Genomic DNA, 24,364 nt, shown 5'->3' on the forward strand with positions numbered 1-24,364 from the left:
GGATCAACCAAGTTATGAGTGAACTCAAACGGCAGGAGCAACTGGTGGACGAAGCCGCCGTGCTGGAGTACCTGGCCCGTTACCCCGAGTTTTTCCAGCGCCACGGTGCCGTGCTGGACAGGATCCGCATTCCTCACGAGCGTAAAGGCTCGGTCTCGCTGGTCGAACGCCAGCTGGATCGCCAGCGCGAGCGGATCGAACAGCTGGAGCAGGAGATCACCGAACTGATGGGGATCGCCAGCGAGAACGAGCGGATCTTCCGGGTCTATGCCGATCTCTATGGCGAGCTCTATGGCTGCCAGACCCTGTTCGAGGTGAGTGCCGTGATGGGCAAGGCCTTCGTGCAGCGGCTGCGGCTGACCGGTCTGCGGCTCTGGCTCAATCCGAAAAAGTTTCAGTTAAGCGGCCCCGAATCGCGCTTTCTGGCCGAGGGCAAACAGCTGGAGCAACTGCTGGGCCAACGTTTGCCGGGGCAGGATTACTACTTCGGCCGCCTGAACCAGAGCGAGAAGCAGGCGCTGTTCGGGCACGACGTGCTGGTCAACTCGGTCGCCCTGATGCGGCTTGGCGATCTCGGCGTGTTGGCCTTTGCCAGCTCGGATCCCAGCCACTTCACCCCGCACAACGACACCCTGTTGCTGGGCCAGCTGGGCCGACTGCTGCAACTGCGGCTGCCAGAGCTGGCGCATGGCTAGGGGGCCCGCCAAGGCGCCTCCTGTTGCCGAGCCACTGCCGTCTGGATTGGCTGACGATCTGGCGGCATTCATCGAATATCTGAGGGTCGAGCGCCAGCTCAGCCCTCACACCCGCAGCAACTATCAGGCCCATCTGGAGGCGATGACCGCCGCGCTGGTGAAGCTGGGGCTCGAAACGTGGAGCCGGCTTGAGGCGAGTCAGGTTCGGACTCTGGTGACCCGGATGCACAAAGAGGGGCTGGCGCCCCGTTCGCTCGCGACCAAGGTCTCCGCCCTGCGCAGCTTCTGTGACTGGCAGGTGCGCCAGGGGCGGTTGGTGGCCAATCCGGCCCGCGGTATTGTGACCCCCAAGCAGGGGCGGCCACTGCCAAAGAACCTCGATGTGGACGAGATGCACCAGCTGCTCAACATCACCGATGAGCAGGATCCGCTGGCGGTGCGGGATCGCGCCATCATGGAGCTGATGTACTCTTCCGGCTTGCGCCTTGCCGAGCTGGTGGGGCTCAATCTGGTGGATGTGAAACTCGACGATCGTCAGCTCAGGGTTACCGGCAAGGGCTCCCGCGAGCGGGTGCTGCCCATCGGTCGGATGGCGGTGGAGTGGCTGCACAAGTGGCTCAAGGTGCGACCCCTGCTGGCGGGCACCGAGAGTGAGGCGCTGTTTGTATCGAGCCGTCAGCAGCGGCTGTCGCCTCGCTCGGTACAGGCCCGCCTCGATGGCTGGGGCAACAAGCAGGCGCTCAATGCCCATGTCCATCCCCACAAGCTGCGCCACAGCTTTGCCACCCATATGCTGGAGTCATCCGGCGATCTGCGGGCGGTGCAGGAGCTGCTGGGCCATGCCGACCTGTCAACTACCCAGATTTATACCCACCTCGACTTCCAGCATCTGGCCAAGGTCTACGACAGCGCTCACCCGAGGGCCAAGCGGGATCCCGAATCGCAGGAAGATGAATAACGGGCCGTGCGCCCCCGTTGCAGAGGAGAGTCCATGCACTTCTATCGCCGCTGGCAGCCGGTTGCCGCCATCTCGTTTGATCTCGACGATACCCTCTATGACAACGGCCCGGCCATCGAGCGGGCCGAGCAGTGGATGTTGAGCCACCTGCGCAGCGAATATCTGGCCACCGCCATGCTCGACAAGCCGCGTTGGCTGGAGCTCAAACGCGCTGTGCTGCTGGCCCAGCCAGAGCTGCGCCATGATGTCAGTCTGGCGCGCCAGCAGACTATCTGTGCCGCCATGATGGAGGGGGGGATGCTGGCGGCGCAGGCCGGGCGCGTGGCCGAAGAGGTATTTGCAGCGTTTCTGGCCGAGCGCTCGAAAATCGAGGTGAGCGATGCGACTCATGACCTGCTGGCCCGGCTGGCGGCACGCTATCCGCTGGTGGTCATCACCAATGGCAATCTGGATTTGGTGCAGGCAGGGCTTGAGCCCTATTTCACTCTGGTCTGCAAGGCGGGGATGAATGCCAGAATGAAGCCGGCACCGGATATGTTTGAGCAGACCCGCAGCGCCCTCAAACTGCCTGCGGAGCGGATCCTCCATGTGGGGGATCATCCCGAGACCGATGTGCTGGGGGCTCGCTTCCACGGCTTTCGCGCCGCCTGGCTCAACGAGCGACAGCAGCCATGGCAGCAGTTGCAGCAACTGCCGGATGTAGAGCTGAGTGCGTTGGGAGAGCTGGCCGAGCTGCTGTTGTGAAGGTTGCCGGGCTGGTGAGGGAATGAGGGGGAGTAGTATGGCGGAGCTGTAGTAGCAACTCCGCCAGAGGTTGCCTTATCTGCCGCCAAACAGCTTCATCAGCTTGTCGAGCAGATCCAGCTGTTGTGGTGGATGCTTCATGGACTCTGCCTCGCGATCCAGCAGCGCCTGCTGCTCCTGCTGACGATCGCTCAGCACCCGATAAAGGGGCTCGACCAGCGATTCGCGTTGGGCAACCAGCGCCTGAAACATCGCCTGATTGATGCGATAGGTCTCGACCGTGGCGAGCGCCCGTACCGTGAAGGTGCTGGGCTCGCCGGTGAGCAGGCTCAGCTCGCCAAAGAAGTCACCCGCCCCGAGCGTGCCGAGTTTTAACTCTTTTCCCTCCGCATTGACCAGCATCTCGGCCTCGCCCTTGACCAGCACGAAGAGCCAGCTTGATACCTCCCCCTGCTCCAGCATGACGTCACCGCTGACAAAGGGGGCAAATTTTACCTGATCGGCCAGCTGAAGCAGCTCGTTCTCCTGCAACATGGCAAACAGCGGCAGCTTGCGCAACGTGTCGGTACGCTCGGCGGTGTGGCGTTTGTGGCGTGCATCCAGATGTTGCTTTTCTTTGGCCATAAAGACGTTGAAGATCGGCGGAGTGAGGCGCCTGTCATTGCGACGCAAGGCGGCATCTATGAGGCTGCGTACCATGGAGTCGGTGGGGTCATCGCGGGCCAGGTCGGTCAGCCAGTAGCGCACCGCATAGCGGGCAATGCCCCCTTCGACGTTCATCAGCAGGCAGTCCGGTTGCGGGTGCTTGGCGACGCAGGGCAGTTTGGTCTCCCGCAGGGACTTCTCGATCAGCGCGATAATCTGGGTCGGCAGGGTATCCAGCGTCAGATCGAACCAGACCCAGCGTCGCCACTGGAGCGGTTCGCCACGGCGACGGCCGAGTACAGTGAAACGCTGTTTGAGCAGGTGGCTGTTGGGGATGACCACTGTCTCCCAGTTGCGGGTCTCGATGGTGGTGGCGCGCCAGTTGATCTCGACGACGCGCCCCTGGGTGGTGTCCACCTGCAGCCAGTCACCGATGGAGATGGAGCTGTCGAGCTGGATCGATACGCCAGCCAGCAGGTTGCCGAGAGTGTCCTGCATGGCAAAGGCGATGACGGCGGTGATCACCGCCGAGGTGGTGACTATCTCCCCGAGCGCCATGCCGGAAGCGTAGAGGCGAAACAGCCCCCAGCCGATGTAGCCGATGGTGATGACGATGTCGGCGATGATCCGCGGGATCTTCACGTGACAGAGCGGCAGCAGGAATTCGAACAGCAGGATCCCCCAGATCTTCACCATCACCAGCCCTGCCAGCAGGGTGGAGATTTCAACCAGCAGATGGTGAGGGAGCGGCAGCTTGAACCAGCCTCCTTCCAGCTGGATCAGGACGATGACCACTATGCTCATCATCACGAAGCCAAGCTCGGAGAGCAGCTCCCGCCGTTCGCCGGGGCGGCGCCAGAAGTGCACCAGCATCAGCGACAGGGTGAGCAGGGTCCAGAACGGGTGTTCACCGATCCAGAGCAGGGTCGGTAGCGCAGTGAGATTATCGCCAAACATAGCAGCCCCTTGGCATTGTTTACCTCCAGCATAGCTGTTCCATGGCGGAGAAATGGTGCGCCGATGCGCCATTTTATTTATGCTGCACTCAATAGCTTCAGGGAGGGCTTCCAGTGCAATTCTCAAAGAAAATCATCTGTTTGATGGCGCTCTTGCCGTTGGCTGGCTGTGACCTGCTGGTGGATCGCTATCGGGTCGAGTTCAGGGATGGATCCTGGCGCGAGATTGCCATTACCCCCTTCTCCAGCGAGGCACGCTGGCGCGAGGGATGTGCGACTGGCGAGGTGCTGAGCGACATGACGGTACCCATCAAGCGTGGCGACAAGGTGAATGGCCGTGAGCAGCTGTTGATTGGAGGGGAGAAGTTCGAGCTGGATGACAACAATCTCTATCGCAGCAATGGCATGGTATTCGGCCAGTCGCCGGACCATATCCAGCGCGGCCTGAAAGGACTGGATGCCTGTCGTGGCTTGCGCCTCGAGCGAGGGGGAATGCCCAAGCTCAAGGCGCGCGGGTTTGGCGAGTGATTAGGTCTTGCTGGTGACTGCCTGGCGCTTGCGGCAGGCATCGCCAAAAGCCTGGAAGATCTTGATGGAGTAGGAGTTTTCCCTCGCTTTCCACTCCGGATGCCACTGCACAGCCAGCAGGAAGGGGGAGATGACGGGGGCGTGGATCGCCTCGATCAGGCCATCCTCGGCGTGGGCCAGCGGTTCCAGCCCGCTGCCCAGCGTCTTGATCCCCTGTCCGTGCAACGAGTTGACGGCAATGCTCTCTTCGCCCATCAGGTCGGCAAACCAGCTGCCGGAGACCAGATGAATCTGGTGGCTCTCGCCATACTGCTCGTCTACCGGATCGTCCGAATCCTCCCGATGATCGTCATATCCCGGCTCGCTATAGACCTTCTGGTGGATATCTCCACCCAGCGCCACGTTGATCTCCTGCATGCCGCGGCAGATGCCGAGGATCGGTAGTCCACGCGCCAGCGCCCCCTTGATGAGCGGCAGATCGAACAGATCGCGATCCCGATCCTGCTGCTTCTCCGGAGTGAGGTTCTCCTGACCATAGAGGGCGGGGTCTATGTTGGAACCCGCCCCGCTCAGGTAGACGCCATCCGCCAGATCCAGATACTGCTCCAGATCAGCTGTGCCGCAGCAGGTGGGCACTAGCAGAGGAACACAGTGGCTGAGTTCCACCAGCGGCGTGATGTATTTGTGGGTCATCACCTGATAGGCGTGGCCGTTGCGGGGCTGGGCGCCCATGGTCATCAATACGACGGGTTTACGGTTGGGAGGGAGTGAAGGCGTTGACATAGGGCACCTGAGTTATCCTTGGCGTTGAATTCGCATCCTGCGCCTTGGGCAGACCCTTGCACATCAACCGGACAAGGGCATGCCTCAAGGCATGGTCAAGGGATCCCGTGTCGGCCCGGGGGGCAGAATCGTCGGTCAGCCTCGGCAACGACAGCCTGGATCCTGCTTCCAGTCTGCCAAGGCCGTTCAATATGTCAAACAAAATGATGCAAAAATGTTAATGGTTGTGGCTTGCATCTTCGCCAAACAGCCTGTTTGTGGCCATTTCAAGCCATCGCTTTGCATAAAACTGCTGCTTTGTGGTGGATATATTAAACGAGGTGGGTGTTGTGATGCGGGCGGGAGTGGCGGGGCGTGCATAAAAAAACGCCTCCGCAAGGGGAGGCGTTTTTCGGGGATCACAGCAGGTCTTCAATCTCGCCGCGCAGATACTGGTACATCTCGCGATAGGCTACCGGCGGCTTGTTCAGCTCCCGCTCCTTGTTGGCGCTGCGGATCAGCTGGCGCAGCTTCTGGCGATCCAGTTCGTGGAACTGGGACATCAACTCATTGAGGGCGCTGTCGCCTTCATTGATCAGCCGCTCGCGCCACTGCTCCAGCCGGTGCAGGCGGGCATTCACGGTGGAGTGGCGGTTCTTGATGATGGAGAGCGCTTCGGCGATCGGCTCTACATCCCGGCTGCGCATCAGGCGGCCGATGAACTGCAGGTGACGGCGGAAGGACTCATCCTTCTTCGGCTTGAGCTTGCGGCCCAGCTCGACCGCTTCTGCCAGCTCTTCATCCAGCGGGATCTTCTCCAGCTCGCTGTGGCTGAGGGAGACAATCTCTTCCCCCATCTTCTGCAGGGCTTCGGCATCACGCTTGAGCTGGCTCTTGCTGGGGCCCCAATCTTCCCACTCGTTGTCGTCTTGATGGTGACTCATCGGTCTCTTGATTCCTGTCATTCACATTTGGTGGATATGTTACCAGCTTCTCCCGCTGGGCGCAGGGGTCTGATATGCTTAGCCCCTTTCCTTCCTTCATACAGATGTGAGTTATGGATCAGCAAGACCAAATCCGCCAGGATCAAGCCCATCTCGAGGCCGTGGTTGCCGAGGCTCTGGATATTGCCAAAGGACTGGGCGCTTCGCTGGCCGAAGTCTCCATCAGCAAGCAGACCGGACTGTCGGTCAACACCCGCGGTTGTGAACTGGAAAGCATTGAATTCAACAAGGACGGCGCGCTCGGTATTGCCGTCTATAGGGATGGCTGCAAAGGCTCCTCTTCCACTACCGACCTGAGCCGTCCCGCCATCCGTGCCGCCGTTGAAGCGGCGATGGAGATTGCCCGCCACACCTCACCGGATGCCTGTGCCGGTCTGGCGGATGCCGAACTGCTGGCCTGGGATGCGCCCGATCTGCAGCTGTGCCACCCGGTGGCGCTGGATCCCCAATATGGGATCGAGCTGGCTACCGAGTGCGAGCGCCTGGCGCAGGGGCGCGATGCCCGCATCAAGCACTCCGACGGGGCCGGCTTCTCCAGCCACCTCGGCATCAAGGTCTATGGCAACAGCCACGGCTTCGTCAAAGGCTATGCAGCCTCGCGCAACTCCCTCAGCTGCGTGCTGATCGGTGAGCAGGATGGCGACATGCAGCGCGATTATGGCTACTCCTCCAGCCGAACTCTTGAAGGGATCTGGAGCCCGCAGCGCATTGCCGATGAAGCGGTGGAGCGTACCCTCTCCCGCCTTGGCGCCCGCAAAATTGCGACCTGCCAGGCTCCGGTCATGTTCCATCCCGATACCGCCTCCGGTCTGTGGGGTCATCTGGTGATGGCGATCAGCGGGGGCAACCTCTATCGCAAGTCGAGCTTCCTGCTGGACAAGCTGGGCAAGCAGATCCTGCCCGAGTGGCTGACCATCCAGGAGTTCCCCCACCTGCTGGGCGGTCTGGCCAGTACCCCGTTTGATGGCGAAGGGGTGCGTACCCGCGATATGGACATAGTGCGCAATGGCGAGCTGATGAGCTGGCTGCTCACCTCCTACTCCGCCCGCAAACTGGGGTTGACCAGCACCGGTCACGCCGGTGGTATCCACAACTGGCAAGTCTCCAGCACAGGTCAGGACTTCAATGGCATGCTCAAGGAGATGGGTACCGGCTTGCTGGTGACCGAGCTGATGGGGCAGGGGGTCAACATCGTCAATGGCGACTACTCCCGCGGCGCCGCCGGCTTTTGGGTCGAGAATGGAGAGATCGCCTATCCGGTCGAGGAGATCACCATTGCCGGCAATCTGGCCGAGATGTTCAGTCACATAGTGGCTGTGGGTAGCGATGAAGATGAGCGCTCCAGCCTCAAGACCGGTTCGGTACTGGTGGAGAGCATGAAGCTGGCGGGTCACTGATCCCCCGGTTCTGCCGAGCAGAAAGAATGCAAAAGGCCCCTCGCAGTGCGAGGGGCCTTTTTGTTAGCCAGTGTTCAGGGGCGGCAATCAGCCCTTGATGCGCTCGATGCGGCCACCCAGACCTTGCAGCTTCTGCTCGATGTTCTCGTAGCCACGGTCGATGTGGTAGATGCGGTCGACGATGGTGGAGCCTTCAGCAACGAAGCCGGCCAGTACCAGGCTGGCAGAGGCGCGCAGATCGGTCGCCATCACCTGGGCACCCTTGAGCTGAGCGGTGTCACGGCAGATGGCCACGTTGCCCTGTAACTCGATGTCGGCGCCCATCCGAACCAGCTCGGGAACGTGCATGAAGCGGTTCTCGAAGATGGTCTCGGTGATCATGCCGGTGCCTTGGGCCACCGCGTTCAGCACGGTGAACTGGGCCTGCATGTCGGTCGGGAATGCCGGGTAGGGGGCAGTCTTGATGGTGACCGGCTTGAGGGTGCGGCCAGTCATATCGAGGGTGATCCAGTCTTCACCCTTCTCAATCAGGGCGCCAGCCTCTTCCAGCTTGACCAGTACCGCTTCCAGCAGGGTCGGGTCGGTGTTGCGGCAGGTGATCTTGCCACCGGTAACCGCTGCGCCCACCAGGAAGGTACCGGTTTCGATACGGTCAGGCTGGACGCTGTAGCTGCCGCCGTGCAGACGCTCGACGCCGTCGATGATCAGGGTGTCAGTGCCTGCGCCCTGGATCTTGGCACCCAGCGCGTTGAGGAAGTGGGCCAGATCGACCACTTCCGGCTCGCGCGCGGCGTTTTCGATCACGGTACGGCCTTCAGCCAGGGTGGCAGCCATCATCAGGTTTTCGGTACCGGTGACGGAGACCATGTCCATCAGGATGTGGGCACCCTTCAGGCGACCGTCGACACGGGCCTTGATGTAGCCATCCTCGATGGTGATCTTGGCGCCCATCAGTTCCAGACCGTGGACGTGCAGGTTGACCGGACGGGCACCGATGGCGCAGCCGCCGGGCAGGGAGACGTCGGCAGCACCGAAACGGGCGGCCAGCGGGCCCAGCGCCAGAATGGAGGCGCGCATGGTCTTCACCAGCTCGTAGGGGGCAACGTGGTTGTTCACGGCACCGGTCAGCACGGTTACATTGCCGTTGACCTTGGTGGTGGCGCCCAGCATCTCCAGCAGCTTGATGGTAGTGCCCACGTCTTTCAGGCGCGGCACGTTGGAGAGGTGCACCTCTTCATCACAGAGCAGGGTTGCGAACAGGATCGGCAGCGCGGCGTTTTTGGCGCCGGAGATGGTCACTTCGCCGTTGAGAGTACAACGACCATCGATTTTGAATTTGTCCATTTTCTACTTGGTTACCAAATCAGGAGGGCATTAGGAATTTACGTTCGCGTTTCCACTCGGCGTCGGTGAACGCCTTGATGGAGAGGGCGTGAATGGCGTTGCTGGCGATCTTGTCCATCAGCGGGGCATAGATGGCCTGCTGTTTCTTGACCCGGCTCATGCCGTCAAACATGTCACCAACGGCGATCACCTGATAGTGACTACCGTCCCCTTTGACATGGACTTCGGACAATGGCAGAGCCTCGAGGAGTATCGCTTCAATTTCAGAGACTTGCATTATGCGTCCTCAGTTGTGAGCGGAGTTGACTGAAACAAACCGGCCACCCCGTAGAGGTTGGCCAGGGTATAGAAATCACTGGAGGCGCCCACCAGTTGCGGTGTGGCGCCTCGTGCGAGAGCGGCTTTAGCCCATTTGACCAGCAGTGCCAGCCCGGCGGAGTCGAGGGTGGTGACCCCGCCCAGCTCGAGCCGGTCATCCTGCCACCACTCGTCGCGGCGTTGCCACAGGTCCTTGACCTGTGGCGCTTGCAGATCACCGCTCAGGATCATTTCTTGAGTACCAGCGGCTTGGCATTGTGCTCGTTGAGCTGCTTGATCACGGCGTCGATGCCATTCTGGCGGATGAGGCCGCCCAGCTCGCTCTGCTTGGCGGAGAGCAGGCTGATCCCCTCTGCCACCATGTCGAAGGCTTTCCACTCGCCAGTCTTGTTGTTCTTGCGCAGCTTGAACTCGAGGAAGATGTCCGGCTTGCCGGCCTCTTTCACACTGACGTTGACTGCGGTGATGTTGCTGGCACCCGGCGCCTTGCCCGGCTCGACCCTGACGGTCTGCTTGTCGAAGTGGGCCAGTGCGTCGGCGTAGGAGCTCACCATGTACTCGGTAAAGGCGGCGACGAAGGCGTCACGCTGGGCCGGAGTGGTTTCCTTGATCTGGTTGCCCAGCACCTTGTAGGCAGCGAAGCGGTTGTCCACATAGGGCAGCAGCTCTTCGCGGATGATCACCCGCAGGTGATCCGGGTTGCTTTTGACCTCAGCCTGATCGGCTTTCAGGCGGGCAAAGGTCTGTTTGGCTGCCTGATCCACTAACGCGTAGGGATCGGTGGCATCAACCGCCTGAGCGGACAGGGAAAAGAACATGCTGGTCATCAGACCCAGCAGCAGGGCAATTTTCTTGAACATAGTTACTCCTTCTTGCTGTCTGACTTGCTGTCGGAGGACTGGCTGCTATAGAGGAACTTGCCAATCAGATCTTCCAGCACGATGGCGGATTTGGTGTCTTCAATCAGGTCGCCATCCTTGAGCATGTTGGTCCCCATCTCCTCGTCGGTAAAGCCGGGGGCCAGACCGATGTACTGCTCGCCGAGCAGACCGGAAGTGAGGATGGAGAGGGTGCTGGTCTCGGAGAACTCGCCGGCACTCTTTTCCATCTGCAGGGTGACCTCGGGAACCTGGGTTTTCGGGTCGAGCACGATGTCGCTGACCCGGCCAACCACCACGCCGCCGACCTTGACCGGCGAACGGACTTTCAGGCCGCCGATATTATCGAAATGCGCGCGCAGGGTATAGGTTTCTCCTTCCGGTTTGAAGCTCAAACCGGCCACTTGCAGTGCCAACGCCAGAATGGCACCGATGCCGGCCAGCATGAAGGTGCCAACCAGGAATTCTACTTTGCTGAACTTCATCTTTACCTTATCCAAACATGACTGCAGTGAGAATAAAATCCAGGCCGAGTACGGCGAGGGATGAGTGAACCACGGTACGAGTCGTGGCCTGACTGATCCCGGCCGAGGTCGGCTTGGCATCATAGCCGTTGAAGAGGGCTATCCAGGTGACCACCAGAGCGAAGATCAGGCTCTTGATGGCACCCTGCATGATATCTTCATGCCAGTCGACAGAGGCCTGCATGGCAGACCAGAAGCCCCCTTCGTCGACGCCAAGCCAGTCAACCCCGACCAGCTTGCCGCCAAAGATACCGATCAGGCTGAACATGAAGGCCAGCAGCGGCATGCTGATGACCCCGGCCCAGAAGCGGGGCGCCACCACACGGCGCAGTGGATCGACTGCCATCATCTCGAGGCTCGAAAGCTGCTCGGTCGCCTTCATCAGGCCGATCTCGGCAGTGAGAGCCGAACCGGCGCGACCGGCAAACAGCAGCGCGGTTACCACAGGGCCCAGCTCTCGCAACAGCGAGAGAGAGACCAGCGGGCCCAGACTCTGCTCGGCACCAAAATCCTTCAGTACGTTGTAGCCCTGCAGCGACAGCACCATGCCGATGAACAGCCCCGACACCAGAATGATGGCGACGGACTGCACCCCGACAACATAGAGCTGCTGCACCAGCAACGGGAAGTGCTTGCGTGGTTCGGGTTTGCCCGCCAGCGCATGGAACAGCATGATGGCTGCCCGACCCAGGGAGGTGATGGCGCGAATGCCGACCCGCCCCAGCTTGCTTATTTGACTTATCAACATCAGAGATCCTGTAGCAGGTCGCCTGCCGGAAAGTGAAACGGAACAGGACCATCGGGTAATCCTTTGAGGAACTGCTCGACTTCGGGGTTGTGCTCCTCGCGCAGCTGTTCCGGCGTACCGTGCGCCACCACCTTGCGGTTGGCGATGATGTAGGCGTAATCGGCGATGCTGAGCACCTCTTTCACGTCGTGGGTGACGATGACGGAGGTGATACCAAGGGCATCGTTCAAATCCTTTATCAGCTTGACCAGCACCGCCATGGTGATGGGATCCTGGCCGACAAACGGCTCGTCATACATGATGAGATCCGGATCCAGCGCGATGGCGCGAGCCAGCGCTGCCCGGCGGGCCATGCCGCCGGAGAGCTCGGATGGCATCAGTTTTGCCGCGCCGCGCAGACCTACAGCCTGCAGCTTCATCATGACAATGGTGTGGATCAGCTCTTCCGGCAGCCCTGAGTGCTCCCGCAACGGGAAGGCCACGTTGTCGTAGACCGTCATGCCGGTAAAGAGGGCACCGCTCTGGAACAGCATGCTCATCCGCTTGCGTACCTCGTAGAGGCGCGAGCGGGAGAGTGCGGGGATATCTTCCCCGTCAAACAGGATATGACCGGACTCGGGTTTGAGCTGGCCACCGATCAGGCGCAGCAGGGTCGTTTTGCCGATGCCGCTCGGGCCCATGACGGCGGTGACCTTGCCACGGGGAATGGTCAGGTTGATTCCGTCATACAGCAGCCTGTCTCCGTGACTGAAGGTCAGATCGGAGACGGTGATCAGGTCATTGTTCAAACAATTGTCCATTCGGTGTAAATGAGGTGCGAATTTTATGGGCTAGTCTAGGTCTAAGCAACAGCAAGGAACAACTATTGAGCAGCCTTCAGCGCGGTTTGCGCGACAGTTTTATGTAACAAACTGCGTCATGTGTTACGGGATTTGCCATCCGATTCGCTTATCAGAGCAGACTTTTTTATAATCCCGCAGCTAAATTCGCCCCGGAGCTGTCTCTTTATGTCTGCAACCCCCGAGAAAGTGTCTGAACTGTTCGATTTCCGTCGCAGTGCCCGCGCGGTGCTGGACACAGAAAAGCAAGCGATTGATGGACTCTATCAGTATCTGAACGACGCCTTCGACAAGGCGTGCGAGATGGTGCTCCGTTGTGGTGGCAAGATAGTGGTCACCGGGATGGGCAAGTCGGGCCATATCGGCAGCAAGATTGCCGCCACCCTCGCCAGTACCGGTACGCCGGCCTTTTTCCTGCACCCGGGTGAGGCCAGCCACGGCGATCTGGGAATGATTTCGGCAGGGGATCTCATCATTGCCATCTCCAATTCCGGCGAGAGCGACGAGATCCTGGCCCTGCTGCCGGTGCTCAAGCGTCGCGGTATCCCGCTCATCTGCATGACCGGCAACCCGGCCTCCACCATGGCCAAAGAGGCCAACGTGCATCTGTGCATCAAGGTGGAGAAAGAGGCCTGTCCGCTCGGGTTGGCGCCCACCTCCAGCACCACGGCGACCCTGGTGATGGGTGATGCGCTGGCGGTCGCCCTGCTGGAAGCGCGCGGCTTTACCGCCGACGATTTCGCCCTCTCTCACCCGGGTGGTTCGCTCGGCAAGCGGTTGCTGTTGCGAGTGGGCGATTTGATGCACAGTGGCGAGCTGTTGCCCCGGGTGGGGATCGATGCCACCATCAGCGAAGCGCTGCTGGAAGTTAGCCGCAAAGGGCTCGGCATGACCGCAGTGGTTGACCAGCACGGGCTGTTGGCGGGACTCTTCACTGATGGCGACCTGCGCCGCATTCTTGACCAGCAGGTCGATATTCATCGCACCCCCATCAGCCGCGTCATGACGGCCAACTGTGTTACCGTAGGGCCCGAGATGATGGCGGCAGAAGCCGTCAAACTGATGGAAACGAGAAAAATCAACGGATTACTGGTTGTGGATGGCGACAAGCGCCCACTGGGTGCCTTCAACATGCATGACCTGCTGAAAGCCGGAGTTATTTGATGCAAAACGTACCGACCCTCTATGGTCCGGTGACGCGCAGCCAGTTCGACAAGGCGGCGCAAATTCGCCTGCTGGTGTGCGATGTGGACGGGGTCCTCTCCAATGGCCTCATCTACATGGGGAACAACGGCGAAGAGCTGAAAACTTTCTGTACCCGCGACGGCGCCGGCATGCGGGCACTGCTCAATGCCGGGATCGAGATCGCCATCATTACCGGGCGCAACTCCCGTATCGTCAGCGATCGGATGAAGAGCCTGGGTGTGGCCCATGTGGTACAGGGGGCGGACAAGAAGTTGCCTCATTTTGAAGCCCTGCTGACCAAGCTGGGACTGACACCCGAACAGGCAGCCTACATGGGAGACGACACCATCGACCTGCCGGTGATGGAGGCCTGTGGCCTCGGCATTGCGGTTGCCGATGCCCATCCGCTGGTGCTGAGCCGTGCCGATATGGTGACCCGGCTTGGCGGCGGTATGGGGGCTGTGCGCGAAGTGTGCGATCTCATCCTGCAGGCACAGGGCCATGACGATTATCAGCCCGAGGTATCGGCATGAGCAGACAAACCCTGTTGTTTGGCCTGCTGTTTCTGGTCGCTCTGGTGGCCTGGCAGCTTGGCAAGGTGGAGCTGGTGCCCGAGGCCAAGGTAAAAACCGAGCACTATCAGCCGGATTTTGTCGCCAGAGATCTGGTGATCACCCGGTTCGATGTCAACGGCAAGCGTACCGAGCGGCTGGAGTCCCGATATGCTGAGTATTTCCAGATCCTCGAGCAGGCTACCTTCGAAAAACCGGTAGTCTACATGTTTGACGAGCAGGGACAGGCCGAGTGGAAGGTGACGGCCGAGACCGGCGTACTCAATACCGATGACAACGTGATCCTGCGGGACAAGGTGCATCTGGACGGGTTGCTGCCGGACTCCTTTATCTCCAAGCTGGATACGCCCTATATGGAACTGGATCTGGTGACACAGGACGTACGCAGCAATCGGCAAGTGAACATTTTGGGTCAGGATTTCCAGACCGAAGGGGTTGGCCTCAAGGGCCATCTGGACCGCAAATATTTTGAGCTACTGGATCAAGGTCATGCCATCTATTTCAATGAAAAACGCTAATCTGGCACTCGCCGCTCTGATGCTCTGCGGCACAGTCAACGCCAAGGAGTCCGACTTCACCGAGAAGGTCTATGTCGACGCCATCAAGCAGGTGGCCGAGATGCAGGACAACCGCATCACCTTCGAGCAGGATGTGACCATCAATCAGGGCACCATCAGGATCAAGGCTGACAAGGTTGTGGTAACCCGTTCCGGCGAGAAAGGGGCCGAGGTAATGACAGCCTATGGCAAACCCGCCACCTTCTTCCAGATCCTGGATAACGGCAAGCCGGTTAACGCCCATGGTGACAGCATTCGTTATGAGCTGAAAAAGCGTTTGGTGACTATCACCGGTAACGGCCAGCTCAAGCAGGAAGATAGCCAGGTCAACGGCGACCTGATCCGTTACGACATCGTTAAACAGAAGATGATTGCCGAGAGCAAGACCCCGAATCAGCGGGTCAAGACGGTGTTCCTGCCCGATCAGGTCGAGAATTTCGACAAGCCCGCCGACCAGAAGAAGCAGGGAAAATAAGCCATGGCAGTATTGAAAGCAGTCGGCCTGCAGAAGAGTTACAAGCGTCGCATGGTGGTTAGCGACGTGAGCCTTGAGGTAGGAACCGGCCAGATCGTCGGCCTGCTCGGTCCCAACGGTGCCGGCAAGACCACGTCGTTTTACATGATCGTCGGGCTGGTACAGCGCGATGCCGGTCTCATCACCATCGATGATCAGGACATCAGCCTGCAGCCCATGCACGTGCGTGCCCGTAACGGTATCGGTTACCTGCCGCAGGAAGCTTCCATCTTCCGCCGCCTCACTGTGTATGAAAACCTGATGGGTGTGATGCAGACGCGCAAGGAGTTGAGTCGCGAAGAGCGGGAGGACAAGGTTCAGCAACTGCTGGAAGAGTTCAACATCACCCATATCCGCGACAACCTGGGGCAAAGCCTCTCCGGTGGTGAGCGGCGCCGGGTCGAGATTGCCCGGGCGCTGGCAGCAGAGCCGCGCTTTATCCTGCTGGATGAACCCTTTGCAGGGGTCGACCCGATTTCTGTGATAGACATCAAGAAGATCATCCAGCACCTGAAAGATAGGGGTCTTGGCGTCTTGATTACCGACCACAACGTCAGAGAGACTCTGGACGTATGCGAGAAGGCTTATATCGTCAGCCACGGCCAGATGATTGCCGAGGGGGCTCCGGCCGATATCCTCGCCGATGAACAGGTCAAGCGCGTCTATTTGGGCGATCAATTCAGTCTATAGTAAGGGGGCAGCCTTCATTCTCTGTGACAGTGCCTCGCTGAACATAAGGATATCCCGACGTAGATGAAGCCGACATTACAGTTGCGTCTCGGTCAGTCCCTGACCATGACGCCGCAATTACAACAAGCGATTCGTCTGCTCCAGCTCTCCTCTCTGGAACTCCAGCAGGAAATTCAGCAAGCGCTCGAAAGCAATCCTCTGCTGGAGCAGGAAGAGAGCGAAGTGCAGGAGACTGCCCCGCAAGAGGCCATCGATGCCAGCCAGCTCGACTCCAGCGATGCCATGGCTCAGGAGCAGATGCCGGACGAGTTGCCGGTTGATACCACTTGGGACGAGGTTTACTCCGCCGGTACCGCCCAGAGCGCAGGCCCGATCCACGACGGTGAAGACAGCGTCTATCAGGGCGAGACCACCGAAAACCTGCAGGACTATCTGCTGTGGCAGATGCGGCTCACGCCGTTTAGCGATGTCGATGCCGCCATCGCGCTCGCCATCATCGATGCCATCGACGAATCCGGTTATCTGACCGTAGCGCTGGAGGATATCCAGACCGCCGTCAGCAGTGACGAGGTTGAGGTCGAGCTCGACGAGGTGGAGGCTGTCCTCAAGCGGGTGCAGCATTTTGACCCGGTCGGTATCGCCGCCCGTTCGGTGCAGGAGTGCCTGCTTATCCAGCTGGAGCAGTATGCCCCCGAGACCCCCTGGCTCAACGAAGCCAAAGAGGTGATCCTCGAGCACATGGATCTGCTCGGCAACCGCGATTATCGTACTCTGGCCCGCAAAACCCGCCTCAAGGAGAGCGACCTCAAGGAGGTGCTGGATCTGATCCAGCTTCTGGAGCCGCGCCCCGGCAATGGCATTATCCAGAGCGACTCCCAGTATGTGATCCCCGATGTTTCGGTGGTAAAGCGCCAGAACCGCTGGGTGGTGGAGCTCAACCCCGATTCCGCCCCGCGCATCCGGGTCAACGAGACCTATGCCGCCATGGCCCGCAATGCCCGCAGCAGCACGGATACCCAGTTCATCCGCTCCCATTTGCAGGAAGCAAAGTGGTTCATCAAGAGCCTTGAGAGCCGCAACGATACCCTGCTGAAAGTAGCCAGCTGTATTGTCGAGCAGCAGCAGGGCTTTTTCGAGTATGGTGAAGAGGCGATGAAGCCGATGGTGCTCAACGACATCGCCGAAGCGGTGGAGATGCATGAGTCGACCATCTCCCGGGTGACCACCCAGAAATACATGCATACCCCCCGTGGTATCTTCGAATTGAAGTTTTTTTTCTCCAGCCATGTGAACACCGAAGGAGGAGGAGAGTGCTCATCGACCGCAATTCGCGCGCTCATCAAAAAGCTGGTGACGGCAGAGAATCCTGCCAAACCGTTAAGTGATAGCAAGATCGCGGATTTGCTGGCCGAACAGGGTATTATGGTGGCTAGACGCACGATCGCTAAGTATCGCGAATCCTTGTTTATCCCACCTTCCAATCAGCGCAAACGCCTGGTTTAGGCAAAACAAAAGGATGATGTTATGCAAATTAACCTGACCGGACACCATGTCGAGATCACCGAAGCTCTGCGTGATTATGTGAATAACAAATTTGCCAAACTCGAGCGTCATTTTGACCACATCAACAACGTGCATGTGGTGCTTAGCGTAGAGAAACTGAACCAGATTGCCGAAGCCAAACTGCACGTCAGCGGTGGCGAGGTGTTCGCCAACTCCGAGCATGCCGATATGTATGCCGCGATTGATACCTTGCTCGACAAGCTGGACAGGCAGATCATCAAGCACAAAGATAAGTTAAATAAAAAATAACTATGCAACTTGAACACATACTGAGTCGGGACTGCACCAAGAGTGCAGTCCCATGTACCAGCAAGAAACGCGCCCTTGAAATCATCAGCGAGCTGGCTGCCGAACGCCTCGGCACCTCCCGCCAGGCGTTGTTCGAATGCTTGCTGGCCCGCGAGAAAATGGGTAGTACCGGGATCGGTGCCGGTATTGCGATCCCCCACGGTCGAATTGACGATGAGTTCCCGCCAACCGCGATCCTGATGACCTTTGCCGACCCCATCCCTTTCGACTCCATCGACAATCAACCGGTTGACCTGCTGTTTGCCTTGCTGGTACCGGAGAGCGAGTGCAAACAGCATCTCAAGACCCTTTCCCTGATGGCTTCCAAGCTGGGCGACAAGGCGGTCTGCCGCCAGTTGCGTCAGGCTACCAGTGACGAAGAGCTCTATCAGATCATGACCTCGGCCTGATGTGCAGGCCCTGATGACACACCCGTTTTGGCGTGAGGGAACAAGATGCAGTTAATCGTGGTGAGTGGACGTTCGGGCTCCGGCAAGACGGTAGCCCTGCGTGTGCTGGAGGACTTGGGTTACTACTGTGTAGATAACCTGCCGGTCAACCTGTTGCCCCAGCTGATCGTCTCGGTCGAGAGCCAGTACGACAAGCTGGCGGTCAGCATCGACGTGCGCAACCTGCCCGGTGACCCGGAAAAACTGGAGAATCTGCTGGCTCAGGTTCGCAACGAAGGGCGGGTTGAATTCGCCAGCTTCTTCTTCGATGCCGACAATGGCACCCTGCTCAAGCGCTATGGCGAGAGCCGCCGCCTGCACCCCCTGTCGCGCAACAAGCTGTCGCTGGATGAGGCGATCCGTCAGGAGACCCACCTGCTGGCGCCGCTCTCCTCTACTGCCGATCTGCGTATCGATACCACCAACCTCAGCATTCACGACCTGAGCGAGCTCATCAAGACCCGGGTGCTCGGCAAGAAAGAGAACGAGCTGGTGCTGGTGTTTGAATCTTTCGGTTTCAAGTACGGCATTCCCAAGGATGCCGACTTCGTGTTTGATGCCCGCTTCCTGCCCAACCCGCACTGGATCCCGGAACTCAAGCCTTTTACCGGCAAGGATGAACCGGTCGCCGACTACCTCGCGGCGCAAGCGGATGTGATGCTGTTTACCCAGCAGATCGAAAACATGCTGGCGACCTGGTTGCCCCATCTTGAGCGCAACAATCGCAGCTATGTGACGGTCGGTATCGGTTGTACCGGCGGTCAGCACCGTTCGGTCTTTATCGCGGAGCGGCTGGCAGCGGCCTTCAGAGCGCAGGGCAAGAACGTGCAGCTCCGCCACCGGACCCTCGACAAGAACCCATCCCACTCCTGATGACGCAATAGGACGGCCAAATGACAGTCTCTGCTTCGGTTGAAGTGAAAAACAAGCTGGGCATTCACGCCAGACCGGCCATGATGCTGTTCGAGCTGGTACAGGGATTCGATGCCCATGTGTTGCTGCGTAATGAAGATGGGGTCGAGGCCGATGCTGACAGCGTGATAGGCCTGCTGATGCTGGACTCCGCTCAGGGAAAGCAGGTGGAAGTGCAGGTTGAGGGCCCCGAAGAGGTTGAGGCCCTTGCCGCCGTAGTTGAGCTGTTCACCTCGGGTTTCAACGAGGAGTAGTGGCGACGCTCATGGCGCTACTCTTGCCAGCGCTTTGAAATCGGCAAAATCGCGACAAGCCAGCAGACTTCTGCTGGCTTTTTCATTCATCAGCGCCAGAAAAAGATCGTAGAGCCCCATCGCCTCCTCGTAGTCAGCCTTGCTGATGGCCAGCACGAAGATGAGGGTGGCGTTTTCGCCATTGCCCCAGTCGATCCCCTGCGGTGCCAGTACGGTATAGGCCAGCGTCCGGCGAGCCAGCAGGCCGAGGGAGTGGGGCAGGGCGATACCCTCGCCCAGCATGGTGGAGACTATTCGCTCCCGCTCCTGCAGGGAGGCCCTGAAGCCGCTCTCTACCAGATCCTCCGCCTCCAGCTGGCTGCAAATGCGATCAAATAGTTCCGCCTGGGTAATCGGCTCGTTGACCACCATGAAATGGTCTGCATCGAAGTACTTGTCGAGCATATAGGGACGGGTGCGGTCGATCAGCACCAGCTTGCCAAGTTGCTCCAGCTGGTACTGGGTCGGGAAGGGGTCGACCTGCACCACCGGCACATCCTTTTCGCTCACCTTAGCGGTACTGATGACAAAATCCTGTTTGATCTGCGCCAGCCCTTCGTAATCCCGTACCGATTCAAGTGTGGTCAGCTGCAACTGGGGATACTCTCGCTTGATGCGCGCTTCCAGCACGCGGAAGGTGGCGTTGCCCGCATCGCACAGCAGCAGTGCCTGCGGGCGTCTGGTGTAGCCGATATCGTAGTGGCGCTCCAGCCCGACCCCGATATGGATCACCAGATAGCCGATCTCGTGGTGAGTCAGCCGGTAAGGAGTCTGCCTGATCCACTCCGAGATGGCTGCCAGTGTGATGTCGTAGGCGAGGGGGTAGTACTGCTTGATGTGGTCTGCCAGCGGATTGTGGCTGCCGATCTGGTACTTGACCCGCAGCAGCATGGCGCTGATGTGGGTCTGCAGGTCGGCTCGCAGCTGCTGGTCACCCCGCAGATCATAGGGGTAGTGCTGGTGGATGTACGTGAGCAGATGTTCCACCAGCTGTTCGCTCTCGGCCGCCATGGCCGGGCTAAGCTGAGGCGTTTCGGCAATCAGGCGCGCCTGGATCTGGATGGCGAGGCAGGCTATCTCCTCTTCTCTCGGCGGGGTGAGGGTCGGCAGTTCGCCATAGATGTCACGGGCGACTGTCAGCAGGGGGGCCGTGAGATCCTCGCTGGCGAATTGGCGTAGCTCGTGGCCAGCGGCCTGACGCAGCAGGGCGACGGCGCAGTAGATGGCAAGCTGCTGCAAACTCTCGTCGGCCAGACGTAGCTGATGACGGCTCAACTGGGCGTGAATGTGATTGCCCACTACCTCCAGAGTTTTGCAGGGGCAGAGGTTGGGCAGCAGGCTCTGCAGGGGATGGTTGTTGAGCAGCTCCTGACAGAGCAGCTGGGTCAGGCAGGCGCGGATGGCCGTCTCACTCCCCTGTACCCGCATGCCCACCCTTGGTTTGCTCTCGACCATGAGGCCAAAGTGAGCCAGCTGTTCCCGCACTTCCGCCATATCGCCCTGCAGCGCCGTCCGGCTCAGGTACCAGGTATCGGCCAGCTCATCGAGCTTGATCCCCTGTTCTGCCGTCAGCAGCAGGATCTGCAGATGCAGCACCCGCTCGCGACTGGTACGCGGCAAGGTATTCTCCTGTCCCTGCGCTGCCAGCAATGCCTCAAACAGCGTCTGATTGTAAATCTTCAGCTGGTAGCCGCTGCCACGCTGGTGGATCAGGTGGGCACCGTGCGTGGCAATCAGTTCGTTGAGGGTTGCCACATCGGTGCGTACGGTGCGGGTGGAGACATTGAGGCGGCGAGCCAGCTCCTCCTGCGGCAGTGGTTCGGCATGAAGTTGGGTCAGCAGCTGGTGCAGTCTCGGGTGGGGCAGCTTGATCATGTGGGGATGAGCGTCTCCTGTTGCACGATAAAAGGACCGATGTTAACAAGCATGTCACCAGCAGGCCAGGCACCGGTCAGCGATTAAACCGGTGCCCGTGACTGCCATCACGCTAACAGTCGTTTCACCATGGCCAGCAGAGTCCGTACATCATCAGGACGGGTCTGACCGCTCGCGCTGTCGATGATGGAGCTGTAGACGTGGGGGATCACCTTCTCGACCCCGGCATCCAGAGCAATCCGCACTATCTCCTCGAAGTTCTCCAGATCGATGCCGCCGGTCGGCTCCAGCCAGAAGCCGTGGCGGGCACAGGCCTCGGCCACCGCCTGATACTCGTCGCGGCAGGCCAGCCCGCCCATGGGGAAGAACTTGACCGAGCTGCCGCCCATATCCTTGAGCAGGGCGATGGCGGTATCGATGGGGACAATCCCGTCCGGCTGCCCGGCGCTGAGCGGGCCGGTGGAGATCTTCACCATCCCCGGCATGCCGGTGGGGGAGAGCAGGCCGTTGACCAGCGTTTCCGACTGGCCGAGCAGCGCCCTGCTGGCGCCAACGCCAGTGAACACCTGGTTGACGTGCTGGGGCTGCAGCTGGCAGGCCAGCTCGGCCACCATGGCGGATTGACGCGGATCACCGGCCCCCAGACCGATGGAGAGAGCGTTATCGATGAGCTTGGAGTAAGCCCGCATGTCGGCCACCGCGGAGGGGATATCCGGGTAGTTTTTGGAGAGCACACCGACCAGCACGTGGCCTTCGGCTGCGTCGTATACCTCGACGGCATTCTCTTTGGAACCTGCCAGCACGTTGAGACAGACCCGATCACGGTAGTAGTTGGGGGTAAGGGACATCAGCGATTCTCCTGAACGAGGTTGGCAATGGCGGAGTGGATTTGGTCGAGCTGGGGCACGGTGACGCTGCGCACATCGATCTCGATGTGCCCCTCGTTGGCCTTGTAGCCACGGCAGTAGATGGCAGGTGTGCCCTGTTGCAAACGGCTGACGACCTGCACTGTGGTCATGCCGAGCTGCTGGTGGTCGAAGGCGATATCGGTGCGGGCGATGTCGCGCCCGGCGCTGTCCCACACCACTTTGGCGGTGACGCCGGGCAGCTGATTGAGGCGCTCGATGAATGGGGTCATCTTGGCGACCATGGCTGCGCCGCTCTCTTTCTCTTTGGCCAGATAGCGCTCGATGGCGTGGGTCAGGCCGAGGATCCCCTCCTTGCCCACCTTCATGGCGCGGCCGATGCCGTTGGCTTGCTGCTTGACCCATTCCACGTACTGACGCTTGCCAACTACCAGCCCGCTGGTGGGTCCTTCAATGGCCTTGGCACCGCTGTAGATGACCAGATCCGCTCCCTGGCTGTAGTAGAGGCGCAGATCCTCTTCGGCAGCCGCATCAACGATGAGCGGGAGCCCGTGGATCTTGGCGACCTCGGCGGCCTCTGCCACCGACAGAATGCTCTTCTGCACGCAGTGGTGGGATTTGATGTAGAGGATGGCTGCTGTGTTGGCATTGATGGCGGCGGCCAGCTGAGCCGGGGAACACTCGTTGGCGTAACCGGCCTCTATAACTTTGCCGCCACCCAGATTGACCATGGTGCCGACCGGGGCGCCGAAGTTGACGTTGTGTCCCTTGGGCAGCACGATTTCACTCGGCACGTCATGGGGGTGGGCATGCAGGTGCTCAAGGCGGTAGGGGTCGCCGCGCACTATCACGGCGGCCACCGACTGGGCGATGCCGGCGCTGGCACACGAAATGACCACTGCATCTTCCACTCCCAGCAGGCCGGCCAGGTAGGCGCCGGTCTTGTTGACCAGATCCTTTACCTCGAAGTAGTGGCCGAGGCCGAAGTTGACCGCATCGACCACCTCCTGCTCGGGGGTGGAGACGCCGAGAATGGTCATGCGCCCGGAGGCGTTGATCACCGGTTTGAGCTGATATTTCTCATAAACAGAAGGCATGGTGTGATTTCCCATAGTGAGTCAGAACCAGTTCTCCACCGATCAGGACGGCGAGAGGCTGCAGTTGTTGGTCACCGCGACGAGACTGGGCTTCGGTATCCATAAACAGGGTCGGGCCGCTGGCGACCTCGAACAGGGTCAGATCGGCATCGGCGCCCACCTCGAGCCGCCCCTTGCCGGAAAGGCGCAGGGCATCGGCGGCCTGATGAGTGACGCAGGCGAGCACTTGCTCCAGCGTCATGCCGATGGCGAGAAACTTCGACATCACGTGGGCCAGACTGTAGACCGGCCCCTTGATGCGGTTCTTGCAGTAGATGTCTGAGCTGATGGTGCGGGGCAGGATCCCCTGCCGGATAGCCAGCTCCGCCACCTCGAAGCTGAAGCTGGCACCGCCGTGGCCAATGTCGAGCAAGAGGCCCCGCTGCATCGCCTCGCGCACCGCCTGACGCAGCTCGCCAGCCGGGGTCAGGATGCGGTTGGGCTTGCCGTTGAAGCAGTGGGTCAGCAGATCGCCATCCCCCAGCAAGGCAACTATCTCGTCCAGATCCGGCGGCGTATTGCCCACGTGCACCATCAGCGGCAGCTGGCCGTGGGCCTGTTGCAGCGCCTTGGCCATGCGCAGCGGTTGCAGGCCGTTCTCACCCACCACGCTGCCGCTCATCCGCGCCTTGATGCCGACAATAAAGTCGGGGTGGCGGCGAATGGCTGCCGAGGCGAGATCCATATCCAGATCCTGTGTATCCGCCAGCTCGTTCTGGCGCAGCAGGCCGATACGGGAGATGTTGAGCAGGGCATGCACCCGGCTCTTGCAGTTCGCAGCGATCTGCTGGAAGTCATCCACATCGTTGGCCCCGGTGCTGCCGGCATCGATGACAGTGGTGACGCCGGACTCTACGCCCACCTTGTCCGGCTCATCGTGATAGATGGGGGAGGTGGGGTAGCAGTGGGTGTGGCCGTCGATCCAGCCGGCGCTCACATGCACCCGGCCGCCGAGATCCAGGATCTGCTGCGCCGTTGCCGTCCCCGGCAGGGAGCCGATGGCGGCGATTTTGCCCTCCCTGATGGCGATATCGACGAGCTGGCCATCTCCCTGGCGCCCCGCTTTTATGATGATGTCGTACATGCAGATGACCTCTGGCGAGCCGCCCTGCAGGGCGGCTGGT

29 protein-coding genes are annotated in these 24,364 nt (G+C 60.1%); 15 read left to right on the forward strand and 14 right to left on the reverse strand.

Annotated elements, in window-relative coordinates; genetic code table 11:
* Nucleotides 1-14: 14 nt before the first annotated feature.
* Genes BS300_RS13175 through BS300_RS13185 form a run of 3 tightly spaced genes read left to right on the forward strand, consistent with a single transcriptional unit; the run spans nucleotide 15 to nucleotide 2,397 of the window.
* Nucleotides 15-695 carry a DUF484 family protein gene (locus tag BS300_RS13175; RefSeq protein ID WP_041210109.1) on the forward strand — a complete coding sequence of 227 codons (681 nt, stop codon included), beginning with the start codon at nucleotides 15-17 and terminating at the stop codon, nucleotides 693-695.
* On the forward strand, nucleotides 688-1,653 hold the full coding sequence (gene xerC / locus BS300_RS13180) for a tyrosine recombinase XerC (protein WP_071913308.1): 966 nt from the start codon (nucleotides 688-690) through the stop codon (nucleotides 1,651-1,653). The genes BS300_RS13175 and xerC overlap by 8 nt, the downstream gene beginning before the upstream one ends.
* A 33-nt stretch (nucleotides 1,654-1,686) precedes the next feature.
* On the forward strand, nucleotides 1,687-2,397 hold the full coding sequence (locus BS300_RS13185) for an HAD-IA family hydrolase (protein WP_071913310.1): 711 nt from the start codon (nucleotides 1,687-1,689) through the stop codon (nucleotides 2,395-2,397).
* 75 nt (nucleotides 2,398-2,472) lie between these two features.
* Here BS300_RS13185 and BS300_RS13190 read toward each other — a convergent pair whose 3' ends face one another.
* On the reverse strand, nucleotides 2,473-3,999 hold the full coding sequence (locus BS300_RS13190; protein ID WP_033115474.1) for a cyclic nucleotide-binding domain-containing protein: 1,527 nt from the start codon (nucleotides 3,997-3,999) through the stop codon (nucleotides 2,473-2,475).
* 143 nt (nucleotides 4,000-4,142) lie between these two features.
* On the opposite strand from BS300_RS13190, the gene BS300_RS13195 reads away from it, so the two are divergent.
* Nucleotides 4,143-4,526 (forward strand): hypothetical protein, encoded by a 384-nt coding sequence (locus BS300_RS13195; RefSeq protein WP_041210163.1) that lies wholly within the window; start codon nucleotides 4,143-4,145, stop codon nucleotides 4,524-4,526.
* On the opposite strand, the gene BS300_RS13200 is transcribed toward BS300_RS13195, so the two are convergent.
* Both BS300_RS13200 and yjgA read right to left on the reverse strand, forming a co-directional pair.
* Nucleotides 4,527-5,309: a gamma-glutamyl-gamma-aminobutyrate hydrolase family protein gene (locus BS300_RS13200; protein ID WP_071913312.1), complete on the reverse strand. Its 783-nt coding sequence runs from the start codon at nucleotides 5,307-5,309 to the stop codon at nucleotides 4,527-4,529. It lies immediately after the preceding gene.
* Nucleotides 5,310-5,707: 398 nt separating this feature from the next.
* On the reverse strand, nucleotides 5,708-6,232 hold the full coding sequence (gene yjgA, locus BS300_RS13205) for a ribosome biogenesis factor YjgA (protein ID WP_071913314.1): 525 nt from the start codon (nucleotides 6,230-6,232) through the stop codon (nucleotides 5,708-5,710).
* Nucleotides 6,233-6,345: 113 nt separating this feature from the next.
* Here yjgA and pmbA point away from each other — a divergent pair, with 113 nt between their 5' ends.
* On the forward strand, nucleotides 6,346-7,689 hold the full coding sequence (gene pmbA / locus BS300_RS13210) for a metalloprotease PmbA (protein ID WP_071913316.1): 1,344 nt from the start codon (nucleotides 6,346-6,348) through the stop codon (nucleotides 7,687-7,689).
* A gap of 87 nt (nucleotides 7,690-7,776) precedes the next feature.
* Here the strand turns inward: pmbA and murA are convergent, their stop codons facing one another.
* From murA to mlaF, 7 genes are read right to left on the reverse strand one after another with little or no spacing between them, the layout of a single operon-like run.
* Nucleotides 7,777-9,033, reverse strand: a complete 1,257-nt coding sequence (murA, locus tag BS300_RS13215) for a UDP-N-acetylglucosamine 1-carboxyvinyltransferase (protein ID WP_041210116.1) — start codon at nucleotides 9,031-9,033, stop codon at nucleotides 7,777-7,779.
* Nucleotides 9,034-9,052: 19 nt separating this feature from the next.
* Complete coding sequence (gene ibaG / locus BS300_RS13220; RefSeq protein WP_033115468.1) at nucleotides 9,053-9,310, reverse strand: BolA family iron metabolism protein IbaG; 258 nt, start codon at nucleotides 9,308-9,310, stop codon at nucleotides 9,053-9,055.
* Nucleotides 9,310-9,582 carry an STAS domain-containing protein gene (locus tag BS300_RS13225; protein WP_071913318.1) on the reverse strand — a complete coding sequence of 91 codons (273 nt, stop codon included), beginning with the start codon at nucleotides 9,580-9,582 and terminating at the stop codon, nucleotides 9,310-9,312. Before BS300_RS13225 ends, ibaG begins: the two co-directional genes overlap by 1 nt.
* Complete coding sequence (gene mlaC / locus BS300_RS13230) at nucleotides 9,579-10,211, reverse strand: phospholipid-binding protein MlaC (RefSeq protein WP_071913320.1); 633 nt, start codon at nucleotides 10,209-10,211, stop codon at nucleotides 9,579-9,581. The genes BS300_RS13225 and mlaC overlap by 4 nt, the downstream gene beginning before the upstream one ends.
* A gap of 2 nt (nucleotides 10,212-10,213) precedes the next feature.
* The gene (mlaD, locus tag BS300_RS13235) at nucleotides 10,214-10,714 is read right to left on the reverse strand and encodes an outer membrane lipid asymmetry maintenance protein MlaD (protein ID WP_071913322.1); all 501 of its coding nucleotides are present in this window, start codon (nucleotides 10,712-10,714) and stop codon (nucleotides 10,214-10,216) included.
* A 7-nt stretch (nucleotides 10,715-10,721) separates the two neighbouring features.
* On the reverse strand, nucleotides 10,722-11,501 hold the full coding sequence (gene mlaE, locus BS300_RS13240) for a lipid asymmetry maintenance ABC transporter permease subunit MlaE (RefSeq protein WP_033115464.1): 780 nt from the start codon (nucleotides 11,499-11,501) through the stop codon (nucleotides 10,722-10,724).
* Nucleotides 11,501-12,301, reverse strand: a complete 801-nt coding sequence (mlaF, locus tag BS300_RS13245; RefSeq protein WP_042030127.1) for a phospholipid ABC transporter ATP-binding protein MlaF — start codon at nucleotides 12,299-12,301, stop codon at nucleotides 11,501-11,503. Before mlaF ends, mlaE begins: the two co-directional genes overlap by 1 nt.
* A gap of 207 nt (nucleotides 12,302-12,508) precedes the next feature.
* Here mlaF and BS300_RS13250 point away from each other — a divergent pair, with 207 nt between their 5' ends.
* The 10 genes from BS300_RS13250 (at nucleotide 12,509) to npr (ending at nucleotide 19,324) form a co-directional block, all read left to right on the forward strand.
* Nucleotides 12,509-13,504: a KpsF/GutQ family sugar-phosphate isomerase gene (locus BS300_RS13250; RefSeq protein WP_041210120.1), complete on the forward strand. Its 996-nt coding sequence runs from the start codon at nucleotides 12,509-12,511 to the stop codon at nucleotides 13,502-13,504.
* Nucleotides 13,504-14,058 (forward strand): 3-deoxy-manno-octulosonate-8-phosphatase KdsC, encoded by a 555-nt coding sequence (gene kdsC / locus BS300_RS13255; RefSeq protein WP_033115461.1) that lies wholly within the window; start codon nucleotides 13,504-13,506, stop codon nucleotides 14,056-14,058. The genes BS300_RS13250 and kdsC overlap by 1 nt, the downstream gene beginning before the upstream one ends.
* Complete coding sequence (gene lptC, locus BS300_RS13260; RefSeq protein ID WP_071913323.1) at nucleotides 14,055-14,615, forward strand: LPS export ABC transporter periplasmic protein LptC; 561 nt, start codon at nucleotides 14,055-14,057, stop codon at nucleotides 14,613-14,615. Before kdsC ends, lptC begins: the two co-directional genes overlap by 4 nt.
* On the forward strand, nucleotides 14,602-15,129 hold the full coding sequence (lptA, locus tag BS300_RS13265; protein WP_041210123.1) for a lipopolysaccharide transport periplasmic protein LptA: 528 nt from the start codon (nucleotides 14,602-14,604) through the stop codon (nucleotides 15,127-15,129). The genes lptC and lptA overlap by 14 nt, the downstream gene beginning before the upstream one ends.
* Nucleotides 15,130-15,132: 3 nt before the next feature.
* Nucleotides 15,133-15,858: an LPS export ABC transporter ATP-binding protein gene (gene lptB, locus BS300_RS13270; protein ID WP_033115458.1), complete on the forward strand. Its 726-nt coding sequence runs from the start codon at nucleotides 15,133-15,135 to the stop codon at nucleotides 15,856-15,858.
* 63 nt (nucleotides 15,859-15,921) lie between these two features.
* Nucleotides 15,922-17,361, forward strand: coding sequence for an RNA polymerase factor sigma-54 (locus tag BS300_RS13275; RefSeq protein WP_071913324.1), 1,440 nt, complete (start codon nucleotides 15,922-15,924; stop codon nucleotides 17,359-17,361).
* A 21-nt stretch (nucleotides 17,362-17,382) separates the two neighbouring features.
* The gene (hpf, locus tag BS300_RS13280; RefSeq protein ID WP_005336323.1) at nucleotides 17,383-17,670 is read left to right on the forward strand and encodes a ribosome hibernation promoting factor; all 288 of its coding nucleotides are present in this window, start codon (nucleotides 17,383-17,385) and stop codon (nucleotides 17,668-17,670) included.
* Between the two features lie 2 nt (nucleotides 17,671-17,672).
* Nucleotides 17,673-18,119: a PTS IIA-like nitrogen regulatory protein PtsN gene (ptsN, locus tag BS300_RS13285; RefSeq protein WP_005336322.1), complete on the forward strand. Its 447-nt coding sequence runs from the start codon at nucleotides 17,673-17,675 to the stop codon at nucleotides 18,117-18,119.
* A gap of 45 nt (nucleotides 18,120-18,164) precedes the next feature.
* The gene (gene rapZ, locus BS300_RS13290) at nucleotides 18,165-19,031 is read left to right on the forward strand and encodes an RNase adapter RapZ (protein ID WP_071913325.1); all 867 of its coding nucleotides are present in this window, start codon (nucleotides 18,165-18,167) and stop codon (nucleotides 19,029-19,031) included.
* Nucleotides 19,032-19,051: 20 nt separating this feature from the next.
* Complete coding sequence (gene npr / locus BS300_RS13295) at nucleotides 19,052-19,324, forward strand: PTS phosphocarrier protein NPr (protein WP_033115454.1); 273 nt, start codon at nucleotides 19,052-19,054, stop codon at nucleotides 19,322-19,324.
* A gap of 9 nt (nucleotides 19,325-19,333) precedes the next feature.
* Here npr and BS300_RS13300 read toward each other — a convergent pair whose 3' ends face one another.
* The 4 genes from BS300_RS13300 to BS300_RS13315 all read right to left on the reverse strand — a co-directional run bounded on the left by BS300_RS13300 (nucleotide 19,334) and on the right by BS300_RS13315 (nucleotide 24,324).
* Nucleotides 19,334-21,238, reverse strand: coding sequence for a PRD domain-containing protein (locus tag BS300_RS13300; protein WP_071913328.1), 1,905 nt, complete (start codon nucleotides 21,236-21,238; stop codon nucleotides 19,334-19,336).
* Between the two features lie 107 nt (nucleotides 21,239-21,345).
* Nucleotides 21,346-22,086 (reverse strand): KDGP aldolase family protein, encoded by a 741-nt coding sequence (locus BS300_RS13305; protein ID WP_071913330.1) that lies wholly within the window; start codon nucleotides 22,084-22,086, stop codon nucleotides 21,346-21,348.
* Nucleotides 22,086-23,201: a DgaE family pyridoxal phosphate-dependent ammonia lyase gene (locus tag BS300_RS13310; protein ID WP_071913332.1), complete on the reverse strand. Its 1,116-nt coding sequence runs from the start codon at nucleotides 23,199-23,201 to the stop codon at nucleotides 22,086-22,088. Before BS300_RS13310 ends, BS300_RS13305 begins: the two co-directional genes overlap by 1 nt.
* Nucleotides 23,185-24,324: an amidohydrolase/deacetylase family metallohydrolase gene (locus BS300_RS13315; RefSeq protein WP_071913335.1), complete on the reverse strand. Its 1,140-nt coding sequence runs from the start codon at nucleotides 24,322-24,324 to the stop codon at nucleotides 23,185-23,187. Before BS300_RS13315 ends, BS300_RS13310 begins: the two co-directional genes overlap by 17 nt.
* Between the last annotated feature and the right edge of the window lie 40 nt (nucleotides 24,325-24,364).

It is taken from the genome of Aeromonas sp. SCS5 (assembly GCF_001887375.1).
Classification (GTDB): Bacteria; Pseudomonadota; Gammaproteobacteria; order Enterobacterales; family Aeromonadaceae; genus Aeromonas; species Aeromonas jandaei.

Bases quoted from the DNA above. Each gene is read 5' to 3' on its own strand.
- mlaD (WP_071913322.1), bottom strand. From the start codon at position 10,714: ATGAAGTTCAGCAAAGTAGAATTCCTGGTTGGCACCTTCATGCTGGCC.
- lptB (WP_033115458.1), top strand. From the start codon at position 15,133: ATGGCAGTATTGAAAGCAGTCGGCCTGCAGAAGAGTTACAAGCGTCGC.
- rapZ (WP_071913325.1), top strand. From the start codon at position 18,165: ATGCAGTTAATCGTGGTGAGTGGACGTTCGGGCTCCGGCAAGACGGTA.
- BS300_RS13175 (WP_041210109.1), top strand. From the start codon at position 15: ATGAGTGAACTCAAACGGCAGGAGCAACTGGTGGACGAAGCCGCCGTG.
- npr (WP_033115454.1), top strand. From the start codon at position 19,052: ATGACAGTCTCTGCTTCGGTTGAAGTGAAAAACAAGCTGGGCATTCAC.
- BS300_RS13310 (WP_071913332.1), bottom strand. From the start codon at position 23,201: ATGCCTTCTGTTTATGAGAAATATCAGCTCAAACCGGTGATCAACGCC.
- BS300_RS13275 (WP_071913324.1), top strand. From the start codon at position 15,922: ATGAAGCCGACATTACAGTTGCGTCTCGGTCAGTCCCTGACCATGACG.
- ptsN (WP_005336322.1), top strand. From the start codon at position 17,673: ATGCAACTTGAACACATACTGAGTCGGGACTGCACCAAGAGTGCAGTC.
- mlaF (WP_042030127.1), bottom strand. From the start codon at position 12,301: ATGGACAATTGTTTGAACAATGACCTGATCACCGTCTCCGATCTGACC.
- BS300_RS13315 (WP_071913335.1), bottom strand. From the start codon at position 24,324: ATGTACGACATCATCATAAAAGCGGGGCGCCAGGGAGATGGCCAGCTC.
- BS300_RS13225 (WP_071913318.1), bottom strand. From the start codon at position 9,582: ATGATCCTGAGCGGTGATCTGCAAGCGCCACAGGTCAAGGACCTGTGG.
- hpf (WP_005336323.1), top strand. From the start codon at position 17,383: ATGCAAATTAACCTGACCGGACACCATGTCGAGATCACCGAAGCTCTG.
- pmbA (WP_071913316.1), top strand. From the start codon at position 6,346: ATGGATCAGCAAGACCAAATCCGCCAGGATCAAGCCCATCTCGAGGCC.
- BS300_RS13305 (WP_071913330.1), bottom strand. From the start codon at position 22,086: ATGTCCCTTACCCCCAACTACTACCGTGATCGGGTCTGTCTCAACGTG.
- xerC (WP_071913308.1), top strand. From the start codon at position 688: ATGGCTAGGGGGCCCGCCAAGGCGCCTCCTGTTGCCGAGCCACTGCCG.
- murA (WP_041210116.1), bottom strand. From the start codon at position 9,033: ATGGACAAATTCAAAATCGATGGTCGTTGTACTCTCAACGGCGAAGTG.
- mlaC (WP_071913320.1), bottom strand. From the start codon at position 10,211: ATGTTCAAGAAAATTGCCCTGCTGCTGGGTCTGATGACCAGCATGTTC.
- lptA (WP_041210123.1), top strand. From the start codon at position 14,602: ATGAAAAACGCTAATCTGGCACTCGCCGCTCTGATGCTCTGCGGCACA.
- BS300_RS13300 (WP_071913328.1), bottom strand. From the start codon at position 21,238: ATGATCAAGCTGCCCCACCCGAGACTGCACCAGCTGCTGACCCAACTT.
- BS300_RS13250 (WP_041210120.1), top strand. From the start codon at position 12,509: ATGTCTGCAACCCCCGAGAAAGTGTCTGAACTGTTCGATTTCCGTCGC.
- BS300_RS13185 (WP_071913310.1), top strand. From the start codon at position 1,687: ATGCACTTCTATCGCCGCTGGCAGCCGGTTGCCGCCATCTCGTTTGAT.
- BS300_RS13195 (WP_041210163.1), top strand. From the start codon at position 4,143: ATGGCGCTCTTGCCGTTGGCTGGCTGTGACCTGCTGGTGGATCGCTAT.
- BS300_RS13190 (WP_033115474.1), bottom strand. From the start codon at position 3,999: ATGTTTGGCGATAATCTCACTGCGCTACCGACCCTGCTCTGGATCGGT.
- lptC (WP_071913323.1), top strand. From the start codon at position 14,055: ATGAGCAGACAAACCCTGTTGTTTGGCCTGCTGTTTCTGGTCGCTCTG.
- yjgA (WP_071913314.1), bottom strand. From the start codon at position 6,232: ATGAGTCACCATCAAGACGACAACGAGTGGGAAGATTGGGGCCCCAGC.
- kdsC (WP_033115461.1), top strand. From the start codon at position 13,504: ATGCAAAACGTACCGACCCTCTATGGTCCGGTGACGCGCAGCCAGTTC.
- mlaE (WP_033115464.1), bottom strand. From the start codon at position 11,501: ATGTTGATAAGTCAAATAAGCAAGCTGGGGCGGGTCGGCATTCGCGCC.
- ibaG (WP_033115468.1), bottom strand. From the start codon at position 9,310: ATGCAAGTCTCTGAAATTGAAGCGATACTCCTCGAGGCTCTGCCATTG.
- BS300_RS13200 (WP_071913312.1), bottom strand. From the start codon at position 5,309: ATGTCAACGCCTTCACTCCCTCCCAACCGTAAACCCGTCGTATTGATG.